Origin of the sequence: Pseudomonas sp. SK2, from assembly GCF_016772395.1 — a bacterium.
Taxonomy (GTDB): Bacteria; Pseudomonadota; Gammaproteobacteria; order Pseudomonadales; family Pseudomonadaceae; genus Aquipseudomonas; species Aquipseudomonas taiwanensis.
Window position 1 is genome coordinate 3,706,114 of record NZ_CP061944.1, and the last position, 15,149, is coordinate 3,721,262.

Consider the following 15,149-nt stretch of genomic DNA (forward strand, 5'->3'; position numbering starts at 1 on the left):
GAAACCCCGTGGAAGCCGGCTCGCCGGCTCCTACAGGGCTAGCGGTGACAGAGAATTGACGATTCACTGCCCCGCCGCCGTTACTGGTGTTGCCGGTGCACTTTGTGTGCCAGCGCGGCGCAACGCAGCGTCCGGCGTGGCGTTGGCGCTGCCTGAACCGGTCAGGCTGCGACGCACTTCAAGGTTGCGGGAAATCACCAATACCACCCGACGATTACGCGCACGCCCCTCGGCGGTGTCGTTGGTGGCCACAGGCTGATACTCGCCATAGCCTACCGAGGCCATGCGTGCGGGATTGACGCCTTCCATGGCCAACAGCCGGACGATGCTGGCCGCCCGGGCCGACGACAGTTCCCAGTTGGTCGGGTATTGCGCGGTACGGATCGGCTGGTTGTCGGTGAAGCCCTCGACATGCACCGGGTTGGCGAACGGTTTGAGGATGCGCCCCACCTTCTCGATGATGTCGAAGGCCTTGTCGCTGGGCATGGCATCGCCACTGCCGAACAGCAGCGAGGAGTTCAGCTCGATCTCCACCCACAGTTCGTTGCCGCGCACCGTCATCTGGTCGGACTTGATCAAGTCGCCAAAGGCATCACGCACATCGTCGCTGATGGTCTTGAGCGGGTCGCTGTTGGTCTGCGCGAGGCCCGCATCGGTCTGCTCGCTGTCTTTGATCAGCGGTTCGGCAGGCTTGACGCTCAGCGGTTGCTCGTCGCCGATGGGGATCGGCTTCATGCTCCGCTCAGGGTCGTTGAACACCCCCAGCAACGCTTGCGAGATGACCTTGTACTTGCCCTCGTTGATCGAGGAAATCGAATACATGACCACGAAGAAAGCGAACAGCAAGGTGATGAAGTCGGCGTATGACACCAACCAGCGTTCGTGATTCTCGTGTTCCTCGGTATGACGACGGCGACGCATGGGTTACTCCATGAAGCCTTGCAGCTTCAGCTCGATGGAGCGTGGGTTTTCACCTTCGGCAATCGACAGCAAGCCTTCGAGCAGCATCTCGCGATAGCGCGACTGACGCATGACGATGGACTTGAGCTTGTTGGCGATCGGCAACAGGATCAGGTTGGCGCTGGCCACACCGTAGATCGTCGCGACGAACGCGACCGCGATGCCATTGCCCAGCTGCGACGGGTCGGCCAAGTTGCCCATTACATGGATCAGGCCCATCACCGCACCGATGATACCGATGGTCGGCGCATAGCCACCCATGCTTTCGTAGACCTTGGCGGCCTGGATATCGCGGCTTTCCTGGGTCAGGAAGTCCACCTCCAGGATGCTGCGGATCGACTCGGGCTCGGCGCCATCCACCAACAGCTGCAACCCTTTGCGGGCATAAGGGTCCGGCTCGGCATCAGCCACGCCTTCCAGGCCCAGCAGGCCCTCCTTGCGCGCGGTCAGGCTCCAGTTCACCACACGGTCGATACCGCCAGGCAGGTCGACCCGAGGCGGGAAGAAAATCCAGCGCAGGATCTGCAGCGCCCGCTTGAATGCCGACAATGGCGACTGCAGCAACGCCGCCGCCAGGGTGCCGCCCAACACGATCAGCGCCGCCGGGCCGTTGAGCAGGGCACCAACATGGCCACCTTCGAGGAAGTTGCCGCCGACAATGGCGACGAAGGCCAGGATCAGGCCGATCAGGCTTAGAACATCCATCAGACGCAGGCCTCGACCAAGTGCTTGCCGATCTCATCCAGGCTGTACACCGCATCAGCCAGATTGGCCTTGACGATGGCCATTGGCATGCCATAGATCACGCAGCTGGCTTCATCCTGGGCCCACACCGTGCTGCCGCCCTGCTTGAGCAGGCGCGCCCCTTCGCGACCGTCGGCACCCATGCCGGTGAGCACCACGGAGAGCACCTTGTCGCCATAGGACTTGGCCGCCGAACCGAAGGTGATGTCCACGCAGGGCTTGTAGTTCAGACGCTCGTCGCCCGGCAGGATCTTCACCGTGCCACGTCCGTCGATCATCATCTGCTTGCCGCCTGGGGCCAGCAGAGCCAGGCCTGGGCGCAGCATGTCGCCGTCCTCGGCCTCTTTGACGCTGATCTTGCACAGCTTGTCCAGACGTTCGGCGAACGCCTTGGTGAAGGCGGCCGGCATGTGCTGGATCAGCACGATCGGTGCCGGGAAGCTGGCCGGCAGCTGGGTCAACACCCGCTGCAGCGCGACCGGTCCACCGGTGGAGGTGCCGATGGCGACCAGCTTGTAGGGCTTGCGCTTGGGCGCTGGCGAATGGGCAGCTGCGGGTGCCGTCGCGGCTGGACGGACTGGCGCAGCGGGACGTGCCGGCGTGGGGCTGGCAAGACTGCTGGTTGGCGCGTGGCCAATGGCTGCTGGGGCTGGCGCGGTGACCGGCACCTGGCTTGCGTAGCTGCCAAGGCGGCGGTTGCTGCGCGAGATGGTATGGACCTTCTCGCAGAGCAGTTGCTTGACCTTTTCCGGATTGCGGGAAATGTCTTCGAAATTCTTCGGCAGGTAATCCACCGCGCCAGCATCCAGCGCGTCGAGGGTAACCCGGGCGCCTTCGTGGGTCAGCGAGGAGAACATCAACACCGGCGTCGGGCAACGCTGCATGATGTGCCGTACCGCGGTGATGCCATCCATCATGGGCATTTCATAGTCCATGGTGATGACATCGGGTTTGAGCGCCAGTGCCTGGTCGATCGCTTCCCTGCCGTTGGTCGCGGTACCGACGACCTGGATCGTCGGGTCCGCCGAAAGGATTTCCGAAACGCGGCGGCGGAAGAAACCGGAATCATCCACCACCAGGACCTTGACTGCCATAAACACTCCATTAGGTGGCGCAACCGCCAGGCGGCGCCACCGAAATCAATAACGCCGGGCGGCGTAACGCTTGAGCATGCTCGGAACGTCGAGAATCAGCGCAATGCGCCCGTCACCGGTGATGGTGGCACCGGACATGCCCGGTGTGCCCTGCAGCATCTTGCCCAGCGGCTTGATCACCACCTCTTCCTGGCCCACCAACTGGTCGACCACGAAGCCGATACGTTGAGTACCGACCGAAAGAATCACCACATGGCCTTCGCGCTGCTCCTCGTGCACCTGGTCCTGGACCAGCCAGCGCTTGAGGTAGAACAGCGGCAATGCCTTGTCGCGCACGATCACCACTTCCTGGCCGTCGACCACGTTGGTACGCGACAGGTCGAGGTGGAAGATCTCGTTGACGTTGACCAACGGGAAGGCGAACGCCTGGTTGCCCAGCATCACCATCAGGGTCGGCATGATCGCCAGGGTCAGCGGCACCTTGATGACGATCTTCGAGCCCTGGCCCTTGGCCGAGAAGATGTTGATCGAGCCGTTGAGCTGGGAAATCTTGGTCTTCACCACGTCCATGCCCACGCCACGGCCGGACACGTCGGAGATCTCGGTCTTGGTCGAGAAGCCTGGGGCGAAGATCAGGTTGTAGCAGTCCGACTCGCTCAGGCGATCGGCCGCGTCTTTGTCCATCAGGCCCTTTTCCACGGCCTTGGCACGCAGGATGCTCGGGTCCATGCCCTTGCCGTCATCGGAAATCGACAGCAGGATGTGGTCGCCTTCCTGCTCGGCGGACAACACCACCCGGCCGGTCCGGGCCTTGCCTGCGGCCTCGCGTTCGTCGGGCATTTCCACGCCGTGGTCGACGGCGTTGCGCACCAGGTGCACCAACGGATCGGCCAGGGCCTCGACCAGGTTCTTGTCCAGGTCGGTCTCTTCGCCGACCAGCTCCAGGTTGATCTCTTTCTTGAGCTGGCGAGCCAGGTCACGGACCAGGCGCGGGAAGCGGCCGAAGACTTTCTTGATCGGCTGCATGCGGGTTTTCATGACCGCGGTCTGCAAGTCGGCGGTGACCACGTCGAGGTTCGACACGGCCTTGGACATGGCTTCGTCGCCGCTATTGAGGCCCAGGCGCACCAAGCGGTTACGCACCAGTACCAGTTCGCCGACCATGTTCATGATCTCGTCCAGACGCGCCGTGTCGACCCGCACGGTGGTCTCCGCTTCGCTGGCCGCATGCTTGTCGGCGGCAGGCGCTGGGCTGCGGGCAGGGGCTGCAGGCTTGGCGGCCGCCGCAGGTGCAGCGACGGGCGCAGCAGCCGGGGCCGGCTTGGCTGCCGGCTGGCTCTCGGCCTTGGCCGCTACCGGCGCTGCGACAGCGGCAGGTGCCTCTGCGGCGACGCTTTCACCCGAGAACTTGCCTTTGCCGTGCAACTGATCGAGCAGCGCTTCGAACTCGTGTTCGCTGATCTCGTCACCGCTGGCAGTTGCCGATGCCGCTGGGGGCTGGGCTGCGGGCGCGGCTGCCGAAGGCAAAGCGTCGGCCTGGAACGAGCCTTTGCCGTGCAACTGATCGAGCAGCGACTCGAATTCTTCGTCGGTGATTTCATCGCTCGCCGGTGCGCTGGCCGCCGCTTGCGGCTCGGTGGCGGCGAGCTCGGGCGAGAACTGGCCCTTGCCGTGCAACTGATCGAGCAACGATTCGAATTCGGCATCGGTGATTTCATCGCCACTGCCGGTCAGCGTTTCGCCCTGCAGCTGCTCGGAAGCGGCCTCGGCCTGGGCTTTCACGGCATCGAGCGAGTCGAGCAGTTGTTCGAATTCGGTGTCGGTGATATCGGCTTCGGCGACGGCCTGTTCGGCCACCGGCGCGGCTTCGACCACCGGCGCGGCGACCTCGGCCCCGGCCGGCTCGGCCAAGCGCGAGAGCGCCGCCAGCAGTTCAGGCGTGGCTGGCGTGATCTCGCTGCGCTCGCGCACCTGGCCGAACATGCTGTTGACCGTGTCCAGGGCTTCCAGGACCACGTCCATCAGTTCCGCATCGACCCGGCGCTCACCTTTGCGCAGGATGTCGAACACGTTCTCCGCGATATGGCAGCACTCCACCAGCTCATTGAGCTGAAGGAAGCCGGCGCCCCCTTTTACAGTGTGAAAACCGCGAAAGATCGCATTGAGCAGGTCAGCATCGTCAGGCCGGCTTTCCAGCTCGACCAGTTGCTCGGACAGTTGCTCAAGAATTTCGCCGGCTTCTACCAGGAAATCCTGAAGGATTTCTTCATCGGCGCCGAAGCTCATTAAACGTGCTCCCTAAAAACCCAGACTGGACAGCAGATCATCGACATCGTCCTGACCGGACACGACGTCTTCACGCTTATCGGCATGAATCTGCGGACCTTCACCCCGGGTTGGATGTTTTTCTTGATCTTTTTCAGCGCGCAGCTGCTGGTGGTCATGTTCGATACCGGCAAAACGGTCGACCTGACTGGCCATCAGCACGAGCTTGAGCAGATTGCTTTCTACTTCGGTGACCAGCGCGGTTACCCGCTTGATCACCTGGCCGGTCAGGTCCTGATAGTCCTGAGCCAGCAAGATATCGTTGAGGTGGCCGGCGACCTTGCGGTTCCCGTCGGCGCTATGCGTCAGGAAACTGTCGACGCGCTTGACCAGCTCACGAAACTCCGGTGCTGCCACCTCGCGGCGCATGAACCGTTGCCAGTCAACGCTCAGGGCCTGGGCCTCGGCGGACAGCTCGTTGAGTACCGGCGTGCTCTGCTCCACCAGGTCCATGGTGCGGTTGGCCGCACCCTCGGTGAGTTTGACCACGTAGGACAGGCGCTCGGTGGCGTCGGTGATCTGCGAGACCTCCTCGGCCTGCGGCATGCGCGGGTCGATCTGGAAGCTGACGATCGCGCTGTGCAGCTCGCGGGTGAGCTTGCCGACTTCCTGATACAAGCCACGGTCGCGGGTCTGGTTCAGCTGATGGATCAGCTGCACCGCATCGCCGAAACGTCCCCGTTCCAGGCTCTCGACCAACTCCTCGGCATGTTTCTTCAGGGTCGATTCGAACTCGCCCAAAGACGTATGTGATGGTTCCATGGCGCCCCCCTTACGTGCCTCAGCCGTTAACGCGCTCGAAGATTTTCTCGATCTTTTCCTTGAGCACTTGGGCAGTGAAAGGCTTGACCACGTAGCCATTGACGCCGGCCTGGGCCGCTTCGATGATCTGGTCGCGCTTGGCTTCGGCGGTCACCATCAGCACCGGCATACCCTTGAGGCGATCATGGGCGCGCACTTTGCGCAACAGGTCGATTCCGGACATGCCCGGCATGTTCCAGTCGGTCACCAGGAAATCGTAATGGCCACTTTCGAGCATCGGCAGCGCCGTGGTGCCGTCGTCGGCTTCATCGGTATTGGTGAAACCCAGATCACGCAACAGGTTCTTGATGATCCGCCGCATCGTCGAAAAGTCGTCAACGATGAGGATTTTCATGTCTTTGTTCAATTAGACCTCCAAGCAGTCTCAAACGCGCTCGGCCCCGAGCACGCATTCAATCAATTCGGTACAACGTGAAACGACTGCAACGACCCCAGGCTCAACGTGCCCGCCATTCCCCAAGACGACTGCGCAGGCGCGCCGCGCATTGGCTGTGCAGCTGGCTGACACGCGATTCGCTGACCCCAAGCACCTCACCGATTTCCTTGAGGTTCAGCTCTTCGTCGTAGTACAGCGCCAGCACCAGCCGCTCACGCTCCGGCAAGTTGGCGATCGCATCGGTCAGGGCAGCCTGGAAGCGTTCGTCCTCCAGATCGCGCGACGGCTCGATCTGGCCGCTGGCGCCATCCTCGTGCAACCCTTCGTGCTCGCCGTCCTGCAACAGGTCGTCGAAGCTGAACAGGCGACTGCCCAGGGTATCGTTCAAAATCCCGTAGTAATCATCGAGACTCAATTGAAGTTCGGCAGCAACTTCGTGATCTTTAGCGTCGCGACCTGTTCTGGCTTCAACAGACCGCATCGCGTCACTGACCATGCGCGTGTTTCGGTGCACGGAACGCGGCGCCCAATCGCCCTTGCGCACCTCGTCGAGCATCGCGCCACGGATTCGAATACCCGCATAGGTTTCGAAGCTTGCGCCCTTGCTGGCGTCGTATTTGTTGGCCACTTCCAGGAGGCCGATCATGCCGGCCTGGATCAGGTCCTCCACCTGGACATTGGCTGGCAGACGGGCCAGCAGGTGGTAGGCGATGCGTTTGACCAGTGGCGCATACCGCTCCACCAGTTCGTACTGGGCATCCTTGGACGCCCTGCTGTACATCTTGAAACCGCTCGCGTTCATAGGACCGGCCCTGCGCTGGTGGGCTGCACCAGACGCTCGACGAAGAATTCCAGGTGCCCGCGGGGGTTGGCCGGCAGCGGCCAGCTGTCGACCTTCTGCGCAATGGCCTTGAACGCCAGGGCGCACTTGGACCGCGGGAAGGCTTCATACACGGCGCGCTGTTTCTGAACTGCCTTGCGCACGCATTCGTCATACGGCACGGCGCCGACGTATTGTAGGGCGACGTCAAGGAAGCGATCGGTGACCTTGGTCAACTTGGCGAACAGATTGCGCCCTTCCTGCGGGCTCTGCGCCATGTTGGCCAGCACACGGAAACGGTTCATGCCGTAGTCACGGTTGAGCAGCTTGATCAGCGCGTAGGCGTCGGTGATCGAGGTCGGCTCGTCACACACCACCAGCAGCACTTCCTGGGCGGCGCGCACGAAGCTGACTACCGAGTCACCAATACCCGCAGCAGTGTCGATCACCAGCACGTCGAGGTTGTCGCCGATCTCGCTGAATGCCTGGATAAGCCCTGCATGCTGGGCAGGCGCCAGGTGCACCATGCTCTGCGTGCCTGAGGCCGCTGGCACGATCCGCACACCGCCTGGGCCTTGCAGCAGGACATCGCGCAGCTCGCAACGCCCCTCGATTACATCGGCCAGGGTGCGCTTGGGCGTCAGGCCCAGCAGTACGTCGACATTGGCAAGGCCCAGGTCGGCGTCCAGCAGCATGACCCGCCGACCAAGCTCAGCCAGCGCCAGGGACAGGTTCACTGAAACGTTAGTCTTGCCGACGCCACCTTTGCCACCGGTTACGGCGATCACCTGTACGGGATGCATGCTACCCATGTCTGTTGTTTACCTTGTCTCGCTTGGACCCAAACCCCACGGGAGGCAATTCTGCGGGCCCCTTGGTGTAGGTACTGTGCACACGCTGCATCATCAACCCGCTCGCCGAGGGTTGTGATAGAGATCAGCGAACATGTCGGCCATGGCCTCTTCGCTGGGCTCGTCCTGCAACTGCACACTGACCGCGCGGCTGACCAACTGGTGCGCGCGCGGCAGGTGCAGGTCGTCAGGAATGCGCGGGCCATCGGTAAGGTAGGCCACGGGCAGTTCATGACTGATGGCAAGGCTCAGCACATCACCGAGGCTGGCCGTTTCATCGAGTTTGGTCAGGATACAACCGGCCAGCCCGCAGCGCTTGTAGCTGTGGTAGGCGGCGGTCAGCACCTGCTTCTGGCTGGTGGTTGCCAATACCAGGTAGTTCTTGGCGGCAATGCCACGACCGGCCAGGGTTTCCAGTTGCATGCGCAGGGCCGGGTCGCTGGCTTGCAGGCCGGCGGTGTCGATCAACACCACGCGCTTGCGCAACAGCGGCTCCAGCGCCTGGGCCAGCGACTGGCCTGGATCGACGTAGGTCACCGGTACATTGAGGATACGACCCAAGGTCTTGAGCTGCTCCTGCGCGCCGATACGGAAGCTGTCCATGCTCACCAGCGCCAGGTTCTGCGGGCCGTACTTGAGCACGTAGCGGGCGGCCAGCTTGGCCAGGGTGGTGGTCTTGCCCATGCCGGCCGGGCCGACCATGGCGATGACACCGCCCTCCTCAATCGGCTCGACCTCGGGCACTTCGATCATCCGTGCCAAGTGCGCCAGCAGCATGCGCCAAGCCTGGCGCGGCTCTTCGATTTCGCCCGTCAGATCCAGCAGCTCGCGAGCGATCGGACCGGACAGGCCAATACGCTGCAGTCGACGCCAGAGGTTGGCCTGCTGCGGCTTGCTGCCCTGCAACTGGCTCCAGGCCAGCGAGCCAAGCTGCACTTCCAGCAGCTCGCGCAGCCCCGACAGCTCCGAGCGCATGGCATCGAACAAACGCGGGTCGACCGGCGCCGGCGCAGGTGCCGCGGCAGGGGCCGGCATGTCGACGTGAGGCTCGATCAAAGGCTCCGAGGCAGTCAACGACTGCCCGGCGAACAATTGGCGATTGCCTTCGGCTGTGTCATCACGGTTGTCCAGCTCAGCCTGGACGTTGGCAATGCGCGACTGCGTCTTGCGCAGCTCTTGCTCAAGCTCGGCATTGGGCACACGCGGAGCCAGGGCCGACAGTTTGTAGTCCAGCGCAGCCGTCAGTTCGACACCACCGGCAATACGGCGGTTACCGATGATGGCGGCATCGGAGCCAAGCTCATCCCGGACCAGCTTCATGGCCTGACGCATATCGGCGGCGAAAAAACGCTTAACTTGCATAACCCACTACCTCAGCCGTTAGGGCCCACAGTGGCAACGATGGTGACTTGCTTGTTATCCGGTATTTCCTGATACGCCAGAACATGCAAATTCGGTACAGCCAGACGACCGAAGCGCGACAGCATGGCTCGGATCGGGCCCGCTACCAGGAGGATGGCCGGCAGGCCTTGCATCTCTTGGCGCTGGGCAGCTTCGATCAACGAACGCTGCAGCTTTTCGGCCATGCTCGGTTCCAGAAGAACACCGTCTTCCTGACCTTGTCCGGCCCTTTGCAGACTATTGAGCAAAATCTGTTCCAACCTTGGCTCAAGGGTGATGACAGGCAGCTCGGACTCAACGCCGACAATGCTTTGCACGATGGCGCGACACAATCCGACGCGCACTGCAGCCACCAATGCGGCGGTATCTTGACTCTTGCTGGCATTGTTGGCGATGGCCTCGGCAATACTGCGAATGTCACGCACCGGCACCTGCTCGGAAAGTAATGCCTGCAGGACCTTGAGCAACCCCGACAAGGAAATGACACCCGGGACCAACTCCTCGGCAAGTTTAGGCGATGCCTTGGCCAACACCTGCAAGAGCTGCTGGACTTCCTCGTGGCCGATCAGCTCGTGGCAATGTTTCTGCAGGATCTGGTTGAGATGGGTGGCGACCACGGTACTGGCGTCCACCACGGTGTAGCCCAGCGACTGCGCCTGGGCACGCTGGCCGATGTCGATCCACACCGCTTCCAGGCCGAATGCCGGGTCACGTGCGGCGATACCATTGAGCGTCCCGAACACCTGACCGGGGTTGATGGCCAGTTCGCGGTCCGGGTAGATCTCGGCTTCGGCCAGGATCACCCCCATCAGCGTCAGGCGGTAGGCGCTGGGCTGCAGGTCCAGGTTGTCGCGAATATGCACGGTAGGCATGAGAAAGCCCAGGTCCTGGGAGAGCTTCTTGCGCACGCCCTTGATCCGCGCCAACAACTGGCCACCCTGGTTGCGGTCGACCAGCGGAATCAACCGATAGCCGACTTCCAGGCCGATCATGTCGATGGGCGTGACATCGTCCCAGCCCAGTTCCTTGGTCTCCAGTGCACGCTGCGGCGACGGCAGCAGGTCCTGTTGACGCTGCACCTCTTCCTGGGCCTTGATCTTGGCCTTCTGCTGCTTCTTCCACACCAGATAGGCACCCCCGCCTGCCAGCAGCCCGAGGCTGAGGAAGGCGATGTGCGGCATGCCCGGGACCAGGCCCATGACGATCATCAACGCACCGGAAACCGCCAGGGCCTTGGGCGAATCGAACATCTGCCGGTTGATCAACTTGCCCATGTCCTCGGAGCCCGAGGCACGGGTAACCATGATCGCCGCCGCCGTGGACAGCAGCAGTGATGGCAGCTGCGCCACCAAACCGTCACCGATGGTCAGCAGGGCGTACACCTTGCCGGCGTCGCCGAACGACATGCCATGCTGCAGCATACCGATCAGCATGCCGCCGATCAGGTTGATGAACAGGATCAGCAGACCGGCGATGGCGTCGCCGCGCACGAACTTGCTGGCACCGTCCATCGAGCCATAGAACTCGGCCTCCTGCGCCACCTCGGCGCGGCGCGCCTTGGCCTGGGCCTGGTCGATCAGGCCGGCGTTGAGGTCGGCGTCGATGGCCATCTGTTTGCCGGGCATCGCGTCCAGGGTAAAACGCGCGCTGACTTCGGAGATACGCCCGGCACCCTTGGTCACCACCACGAAGTTGATGATCATGAGGATGGCGAACACCACCGCACCGACCACATAGTTACCACCGATCACCACTTCGCCGAAGGCCTGGATCACCTTACCGGCAGCGCCATGTCCCTCCTGGCCGTGGAGCATGACCACCCGGGTGGAAGCGACGTTGAGCGCCAGGCGCAGCAGCGTGGCGACCAGCAGAATGGTGGGGAACGCGGCAAAGTCGAGCGGGCGCAGGGCGTAGACGCAGACCAGCAGCACGACGATCGACAATGCGATGTTGAAGGTGAAGAACACGTCGAGCAGGAACGGCGGGATCGGCAACATCATCATTGCCAACATCACCAGCAACAGCAGCGGCACGCCCAGGTTGCCCCGACCGAGACCGGCCAGGTTGTTGCGGGCGTTGCTGATTAACTGAGTGCGATCCACCGCGATTCCTCTTCAAGCAAAACTTTGACGCCCAAGGGGGCGCTTGGGCGTGGCTTTGCAAGAAGCTTTCCAACTTTGCGGGTTTTGCCTATGGCTCGGGGAATTCAGCGTTTTTAGGACCCAGCGCCGCCCGCGCGGTGCATCGCGGAGCACGGTGCCTAGAAACGCAGGGGCGGGACAGCGCTCGACCTCACTCCCAGTCCCATCACCAATCCCAGCTCAGCTATCGCGCCGCAGGTCCGGCGGAATCGGCAGGTCGTCCTTGAGCGGATCCGGCCGCTTGCCCTTGCCCGCACGGTACTGGCGGATCTGGAATACATAGGCCAACACCTGCGCGACCGCCAGGTACAACCCTGCAGGGATCTCCTGCTCAAGCTCGGTAGAGTAGTAAATGGCTCGGGCCAGAGCGGGCGACTCAAGGATCTGCACCTTGTGCTCGATACCGATCTCACGAATCTTCAAGGCAACGAAATCAGTACCCTTGGCCACCAGCAAGGGCGCTACTCCACCCTTCTCGGGGTCGTACTGCAAGGCCACCGCATAGTGCGTCGGGTTGGTGATGATCACGTCAGCCTCTGGCACCGCCGCCATCATGCGCCGCTGCGATATCTCCCGCTGCAGCTGACGGATACGCTGCTTCACCTCCGGCTTGCCTTCGGTGTCCTTGTACTCGTCCCGCACTTCCTGCTTGGTCATCTTCAATTTCTTGTGCGTCTGGTACAGCTGGAACGGCACGTCGACCGCGGCGATCAGCAATAACCCCGCCGCCATCCACAAGGCACTCCACCCCACCACCTGAACGCTATGGATGATCGCCTGGTCCAGCGGCTCGTTGGCAATCGACAGCAAGGCCTGGCGGTCAGACGCCAATACCAGCAGCGCCACGACCAGGATCACGAAAAACTTGGCAATCGCCTTGAGTAATTCGGTAAGCGCATGCATCGAGAACATCCGCTTGATCCCCGCCAACGGGTTCATTCGGCTGAACTTGGGTTGCAGCAGGCTGCCGGAGAACAGGAACCCGCCCAGGGCAATGGGCGCGACGAACGAGATGACGAACAACAGAATCAACACCGGCTGGCTCGCCCAGATCGCCATCTTGCCCGAGGCCAGCAGAAACGCGCCCATCGAACGCTCATCGACGATCACCTCGCGGGTCAGGCTGAAGTTCAGGCGCATCATTTCGAGCAAGGTCTCGGCCATGTAGCCGCCGAACGCCAACAATCCGCCGGCCCCGGCCAGGGTCACGGCCACGGTGTTCAGTTCCTTGGAACGGGCAATCTCACCTTTTTCGCGCGCGTCGCGCTTGCGCTTGTCGGTGGGTTCTTCTGTCTTGTCCTGACCGCTCTCGCTCTCAGCCATGCTCAGCGCGCCCTTGCCAGCTCACGCAGCCATTGCAGCGCTTCGCTGGCCAATGCCTGGTAGTGGGAAAGAATATCGGCTAGACCCACCCAGAAAATACCCATACCCAGCACCAAGGTGAGTGGGAAGCCGATGGAAAAGATGTTCAACTGCGGCGCGGCACGGGTCATCACGCCGAAGGCGATGTTCACCACCAACAAGGCGGCGATTGCCGGCAGGATCAGCAACAAACCCGCACCGAACACCCAGCCCAGCCGGCCAGCCATTTCCCAGAAATGAGTGACGACCAGCGCGTTGCCCACCGGCAAGGTGGTGAAGCTCTCGGTCAAGACCTCGAACACCACCAGGTGGCCGTTCATCACCAGGAACAACACACTCACCAGCATGGTCATGAACTGGCTGACCACCGCTACGTTGACGCCGTTGGCCGGGTCCACCATCGACGCGAAGGCCATACCCATCTGGATCGCAATGATCTGACCGGCGATCACGAATGCCTGGAACAACAACTGCAATGAGAAACCGAACAACGCACCGACAATGATCTGCTCGCCACACAGCAGCAGGCCACGAAGGCTCAAAGGGTCGAATTCAGGCAGCGGCGGCAGACCCGGGACGATCACCACGGTGATGGCCAAGGCAGCGTAAAGACGCACCCGCGCCGGCAGCATCCGCGTGCCGAAGATCGGCATGGTCATCAGCACGGCCGTCACGCGAAACAGTGGCAGGACGAAGGTGGCGACCCAAGTGCCGATCTGCGCGTCGGTCAGCTCCAGCATGCCTGCCTCACCCGATCAGTTGCGGAATGCTGGAGTACAGGCCGGTGATGTACTCCATGAACTTCTGCACCAGCCATGGCCCGGCGACGATCAGCGTCACCAGCATCACCAGCAGGCGCGGCAGGAAGCTCAGGGTCTGTTCGTTGATCTGGGTGGCAGCCTGGAACATCGCCACCACCAGGCCGACCAACAGGCTCGGCACCACCAACACGGCAACCATCAGCGTGGTTAGCCAGAGGGCATCGCGAAACAGGTCGACGGCTACTTCTGGGGTCATGCAAGACTCTCCTTGACAGCGTCAGACGCCGCCGAAACTGCCGGCCAGTGTGCCCATGATCAGCGCCCAGCCGTCGACCAGCACGAACAGCATGATCTTGAACGGCAACGAAATGATCAGCGGCGACAGCATCATCATACCCATGGCCATCAGCACGCTGGCGACCACCATGTCGATGATCAGGAACGGGATGAAGATCATGAAGCCGATCTGGAACGCGGTCTTGAGCTCGGAGGTGACGAAGGCTGGCACCAAAATGGTCAGCGGCACCTGGTCGGGGCCTGCGATGTCGGTCCGCTTGGACAGGCGCATGAACAGGTCCAGGTCGCTCTGCCGGGTCTGTGCCAGCATGAAGTCCTTGAGCGGCCCCTGGGCCTTGTCGATGGCCTGCTGAGCAGTCATCTGCTCGGCCAGGTAAGGCTGCAGGGCATCCTTGTTCACCCGGTCGAACACGGGCGCCATGATGAACAGGGTCAAGAACAGCGCCATGCCCGTCAGCACCTGGTTGGACGGCGTCTGCTGCAGGCCCAGGGCCTGGCGCAAGATGGAGAAGACGATGATGATCCGGGTGAAGCTGGTCATCAGGATGACGAACGCTGGAATGAAGCTCAGCGCCGTCATGATCAGCAGGATCTGCAGGCTGACCGAATACTCCTGCTGCCCGTCAGGGGTGTTGGACAGGGTGATGGCCGGAATCGACAGCGGGTCGGCTGCCACGGCCAATGGCGCAGCCAGCAGCAGCGCCACTGGCAACAGAATGCTCAACAGTAAGCGCAGTGCGCCGGTCATCACTTCTTGTCCTTCTGATCCTTGCCCATCAGCTCCAGAAGGCGCTGGGCAAACTCGGGTGCCGCCGCACGTGCGTCAGCGGGCACATCCACAGGTTCGGCCATGACATGCAAGGTTTCGATGCTGCCGGGGCTGTGGCCGATCAGCACCTGTTCCTTGCCAATCTGCACCAACAACAGCCGGTCACGCGGACCGATGGAACGACTGCCGACGATCTCGATCACCTGCCCGCCCCTGGGCGCAGCGCCCTGCAGGCGTCGCAGCAGCCAGGCCAGAAAGAAGATCAGGCCAACCACCAGCAACAGGCCGAATACCATCTGTGCCAGTTGACCACCCAGGCTACCGGGCGCGGCAGCCGCTGGCGATACAGGGGTCGGCGTTGCCGCGGCAATCGCCACCTCGCTGGCGAGCAAGGTGGCTAGGGCCATGACAGCCCGCATCATGCCC

Annotated in this window: 15 protein-coding genes; all 15 read right to left on the reverse strand. The window is 62.3% G+C overall.

Annotation, left to right across the window (positions count from 1 at the left end):
• Positions 1-63: 63 nt before the first annotated feature.
• Positions 64-921 carry a flagellar motor protein MotD gene (motD, locus tag IF103_RS16580; protein ID WP_023381504.1) on the reverse strand — a complete coding sequence of 286 codons (858 nt, stop codon included), beginning with the start codon at positions 919-921 and terminating at the stop codon, positions 64-66.
• 3 nt (positions 922-924) lie between these two features.
• Positions 925-1,665, reverse strand: coding sequence for a flagellar motor protein (locus tag IF103_RS16585; RefSeq protein WP_023381505.1), 741 nt, complete (start codon positions 1,663-1,665; stop codon positions 925-927).
• Complete coding sequence (locus IF103_RS16590) at positions 1,665-2,798, reverse strand: protein-glutamate methylesterase/protein-glutamine glutaminase (RefSeq protein WP_023381506.1); 1,134 nt, start codon at positions 2,796-2,798, stop codon at positions 1,665-1,667. Before IF103_RS16590 ends, IF103_RS16585 begins: the two co-directional genes overlap by 1 nt.
• Before the next feature lie 45 nt (positions 2,799-2,843).
• Positions 2,844-5,084: a chemotaxis protein CheA gene (locus IF103_RS16595; RefSeq protein WP_202675497.1), complete on the reverse strand. Its 2,241-nt coding sequence runs from the start codon at positions 5,082-5,084 to the stop codon at positions 2,844-2,846.
• A 12-nt stretch (positions 5,085-5,096) separates the two neighbouring features.
• Positions 5,097-5,885 (reverse strand): protein phosphatase CheZ, encoded by a 789-nt coding sequence (locus tag IF103_RS16600; protein WP_023381508.1) that lies wholly within the window; start codon positions 5,883-5,885, stop codon positions 5,097-5,099.
• Positions 5,886-5,904: 19 nt separating this feature from the next.
• On the reverse strand, positions 5,905-6,279 hold the full coding sequence (locus IF103_RS16605; protein WP_104881405.1) for a chemotaxis response regulator CheY: 375 nt from the start codon (positions 6,277-6,279) through the stop codon (positions 5,905-5,907).
• A 103-nt stretch (positions 6,280-6,382) separates the two neighbouring features.
• Complete coding sequence (gene fliA / locus IF103_RS16610; RefSeq protein ID WP_023381510.1) at positions 6,383-7,123, reverse strand: RNA polymerase sigma factor FliA; 741 nt, start codon at positions 7,121-7,123, stop codon at positions 6,383-6,385.
• Positions 7,120-7,953: a flagellar synthesis regulator FleN gene (gene fleN, locus IF103_RS16615; RefSeq protein WP_016393812.1), complete on the reverse strand. Its 834-nt coding sequence runs from the start codon at positions 7,951-7,953 to the stop codon at positions 7,120-7,122. Before fleN ends, fliA begins: the two co-directional genes overlap by 4 nt.
• Before the next feature lie 93 nt (positions 7,954-8,046).
• Positions 8,047-9,354 (reverse strand): flagellar biosynthesis GTPase FlhF, encoded by a 1,308-nt coding sequence (gene flhF / locus IF103_RS16620; protein ID WP_023381511.1) that lies wholly within the window; start codon positions 9,352-9,354, stop codon positions 8,047-8,049.
• 11 nt (positions 9,355-9,365) lie between these two features.
• On the reverse strand, positions 9,366-11,495 hold the full coding sequence (gene flhA, locus IF103_RS16625; RefSeq protein WP_023381512.1) for a flagellar biosynthesis protein FlhA: 2,130 nt from the start codon (positions 11,493-11,495) through the stop codon (positions 9,366-9,368).
• A gap of 219 nt (positions 11,496-11,714) precedes the next feature.
• Positions 11,715-12,857 (reverse strand): flagellar biosynthesis protein FlhB, encoded by a 1,143-nt coding sequence (gene flhB, locus IF103_RS16630; RefSeq protein WP_023381513.1) that lies wholly within the window; start codon positions 12,855-12,857, stop codon positions 11,715-11,717.
• 2 nt (positions 12,858-12,859) lie between these two features.
• Complete coding sequence (fliR, locus tag IF103_RS16635) at positions 12,860-13,636, reverse strand: flagellar biosynthetic protein FliR (protein ID WP_023381514.1); 777 nt, start codon at positions 13,634-13,636, stop codon at positions 12,860-12,862.
• A gap of 7 nt (positions 13,637-13,643) precedes the next feature.
• Positions 13,644-13,913, reverse strand: coding sequence for a flagellar biosynthesis protein FliQ (gene fliQ / locus IF103_RS16640; protein ID WP_023381515.1), 270 nt, complete (start codon positions 13,911-13,913; stop codon positions 13,644-13,646).
• A 21-nt stretch (positions 13,914-13,934) separates the two neighbouring features.
• Positions 13,935-14,702: a flagellar type III secretion system pore protein FliP gene (gene fliP, locus IF103_RS16645; protein ID WP_023381516.1), complete on the reverse strand. Its 768-nt coding sequence runs from the start codon at positions 14,700-14,702 to the stop codon at positions 13,935-13,937.
• Positions 14,702-15,142, reverse strand: a complete 441-nt coding sequence (gene fliO / locus IF103_RS16650) for a flagellar biosynthetic protein FliO (protein WP_041925711.1) — start codon at positions 15,140-15,142, stop codon at positions 14,702-14,704. Before fliO ends, fliP begins: the two co-directional genes overlap by 1 nt.
• Between the last annotated feature and the right edge of the window lie 7 nt (positions 15,143-15,149).

Excerpts from the sequence above, each read along its gene's own strand:
- fleN (WP_016393812.1), bottom strand. The coding sequence starts at position 7,953 with ATGGGTAGCATGCATCCCGTACAGGTGATCGCCGTAACCGGTGGCAAA.
- IF103_RS16590 (WP_023381506.1), bottom strand. The coding sequence starts at position 2,798 with ATGGCAGTCAAGGTCCTGGTGGTGGATGATTCCGGTTTCTTCCGCCGC.
- flhF (WP_023381511.1), bottom strand. The coding sequence starts at position 9,354 with ATGCAAGTTAAGCGTTTTTTCGCCGCCGATATGCGTCAGGCCATGAAG.
- fliQ (WP_023381515.1), bottom strand. The coding sequence starts at position 13,913 with ATGACCCCAGAAGTAGCCGTCGACCTGTTTCGCGATGCCCTCTGGCTA.
- fliO (WP_041925711.1), bottom strand. The coding sequence starts at position 15,142 with ATGCGGGCTGTCATGGCCCTAGCCACCTTGCTCGCCAGCGAGGTGGCG.
- fliA (WP_023381510.1), bottom strand. The coding sequence starts at position 7,123 with ATGAACGCGAGCGGTTTCAAGATGTACAGCAGGGCGTCCAAGGATGCC.
- motD (WP_023381504.1), bottom strand. The coding sequence starts at position 921 with ATGCGTCGCCGTCGTCATACCGAGGAACACGAGAATCACGAACGCTGG.
- IF103_RS16595 (WP_202675497.1), bottom strand. The coding sequence starts at position 5,084 with ATGAGCTTCGGCGCCGATGAAGAAATCCTTCAGGATTTCCTGGTAGAA.
- flhB (WP_023381513.1), bottom strand. The coding sequence starts at position 12,857 with ATGGCTGAGAGCGAGAGCGGTCAGGACAAGACAGAAGAACCCACCGAC.
- IF103_RS16605 (WP_104881405.1), bottom strand. The coding sequence starts at position 6,279 with ATGAAAATCCTCATCGTTGACGACTTTTCGACGATGCGGCGGATCATC.
- fliR (WP_023381514.1), bottom strand. The coding sequence starts at position 13,636 with ATGCTGGAGCTGACCGACGCGCAGATCGGCACTTGGGTCGCCACCTTC.
- IF103_RS16600 (WP_023381508.1), bottom strand. The coding sequence starts at position 5,885 with ATGGAACCATCACATACGTCTTTGGGCGAGTTCGAATCGACCCTGAAG.
- fliP (WP_023381516.1), bottom strand. The coding sequence starts at position 14,702 with ATGACCGGCGCACTGCGCTTACTGTTGAGCATTCTGTTGCCAGTGGCG.
- IF103_RS16585 (WP_023381505.1), bottom strand. The coding sequence starts at position 1,665 with ATGGATGTTCTAAGCCTGATCGGCCTGATCCTGGCCTTCGTCGCCATT.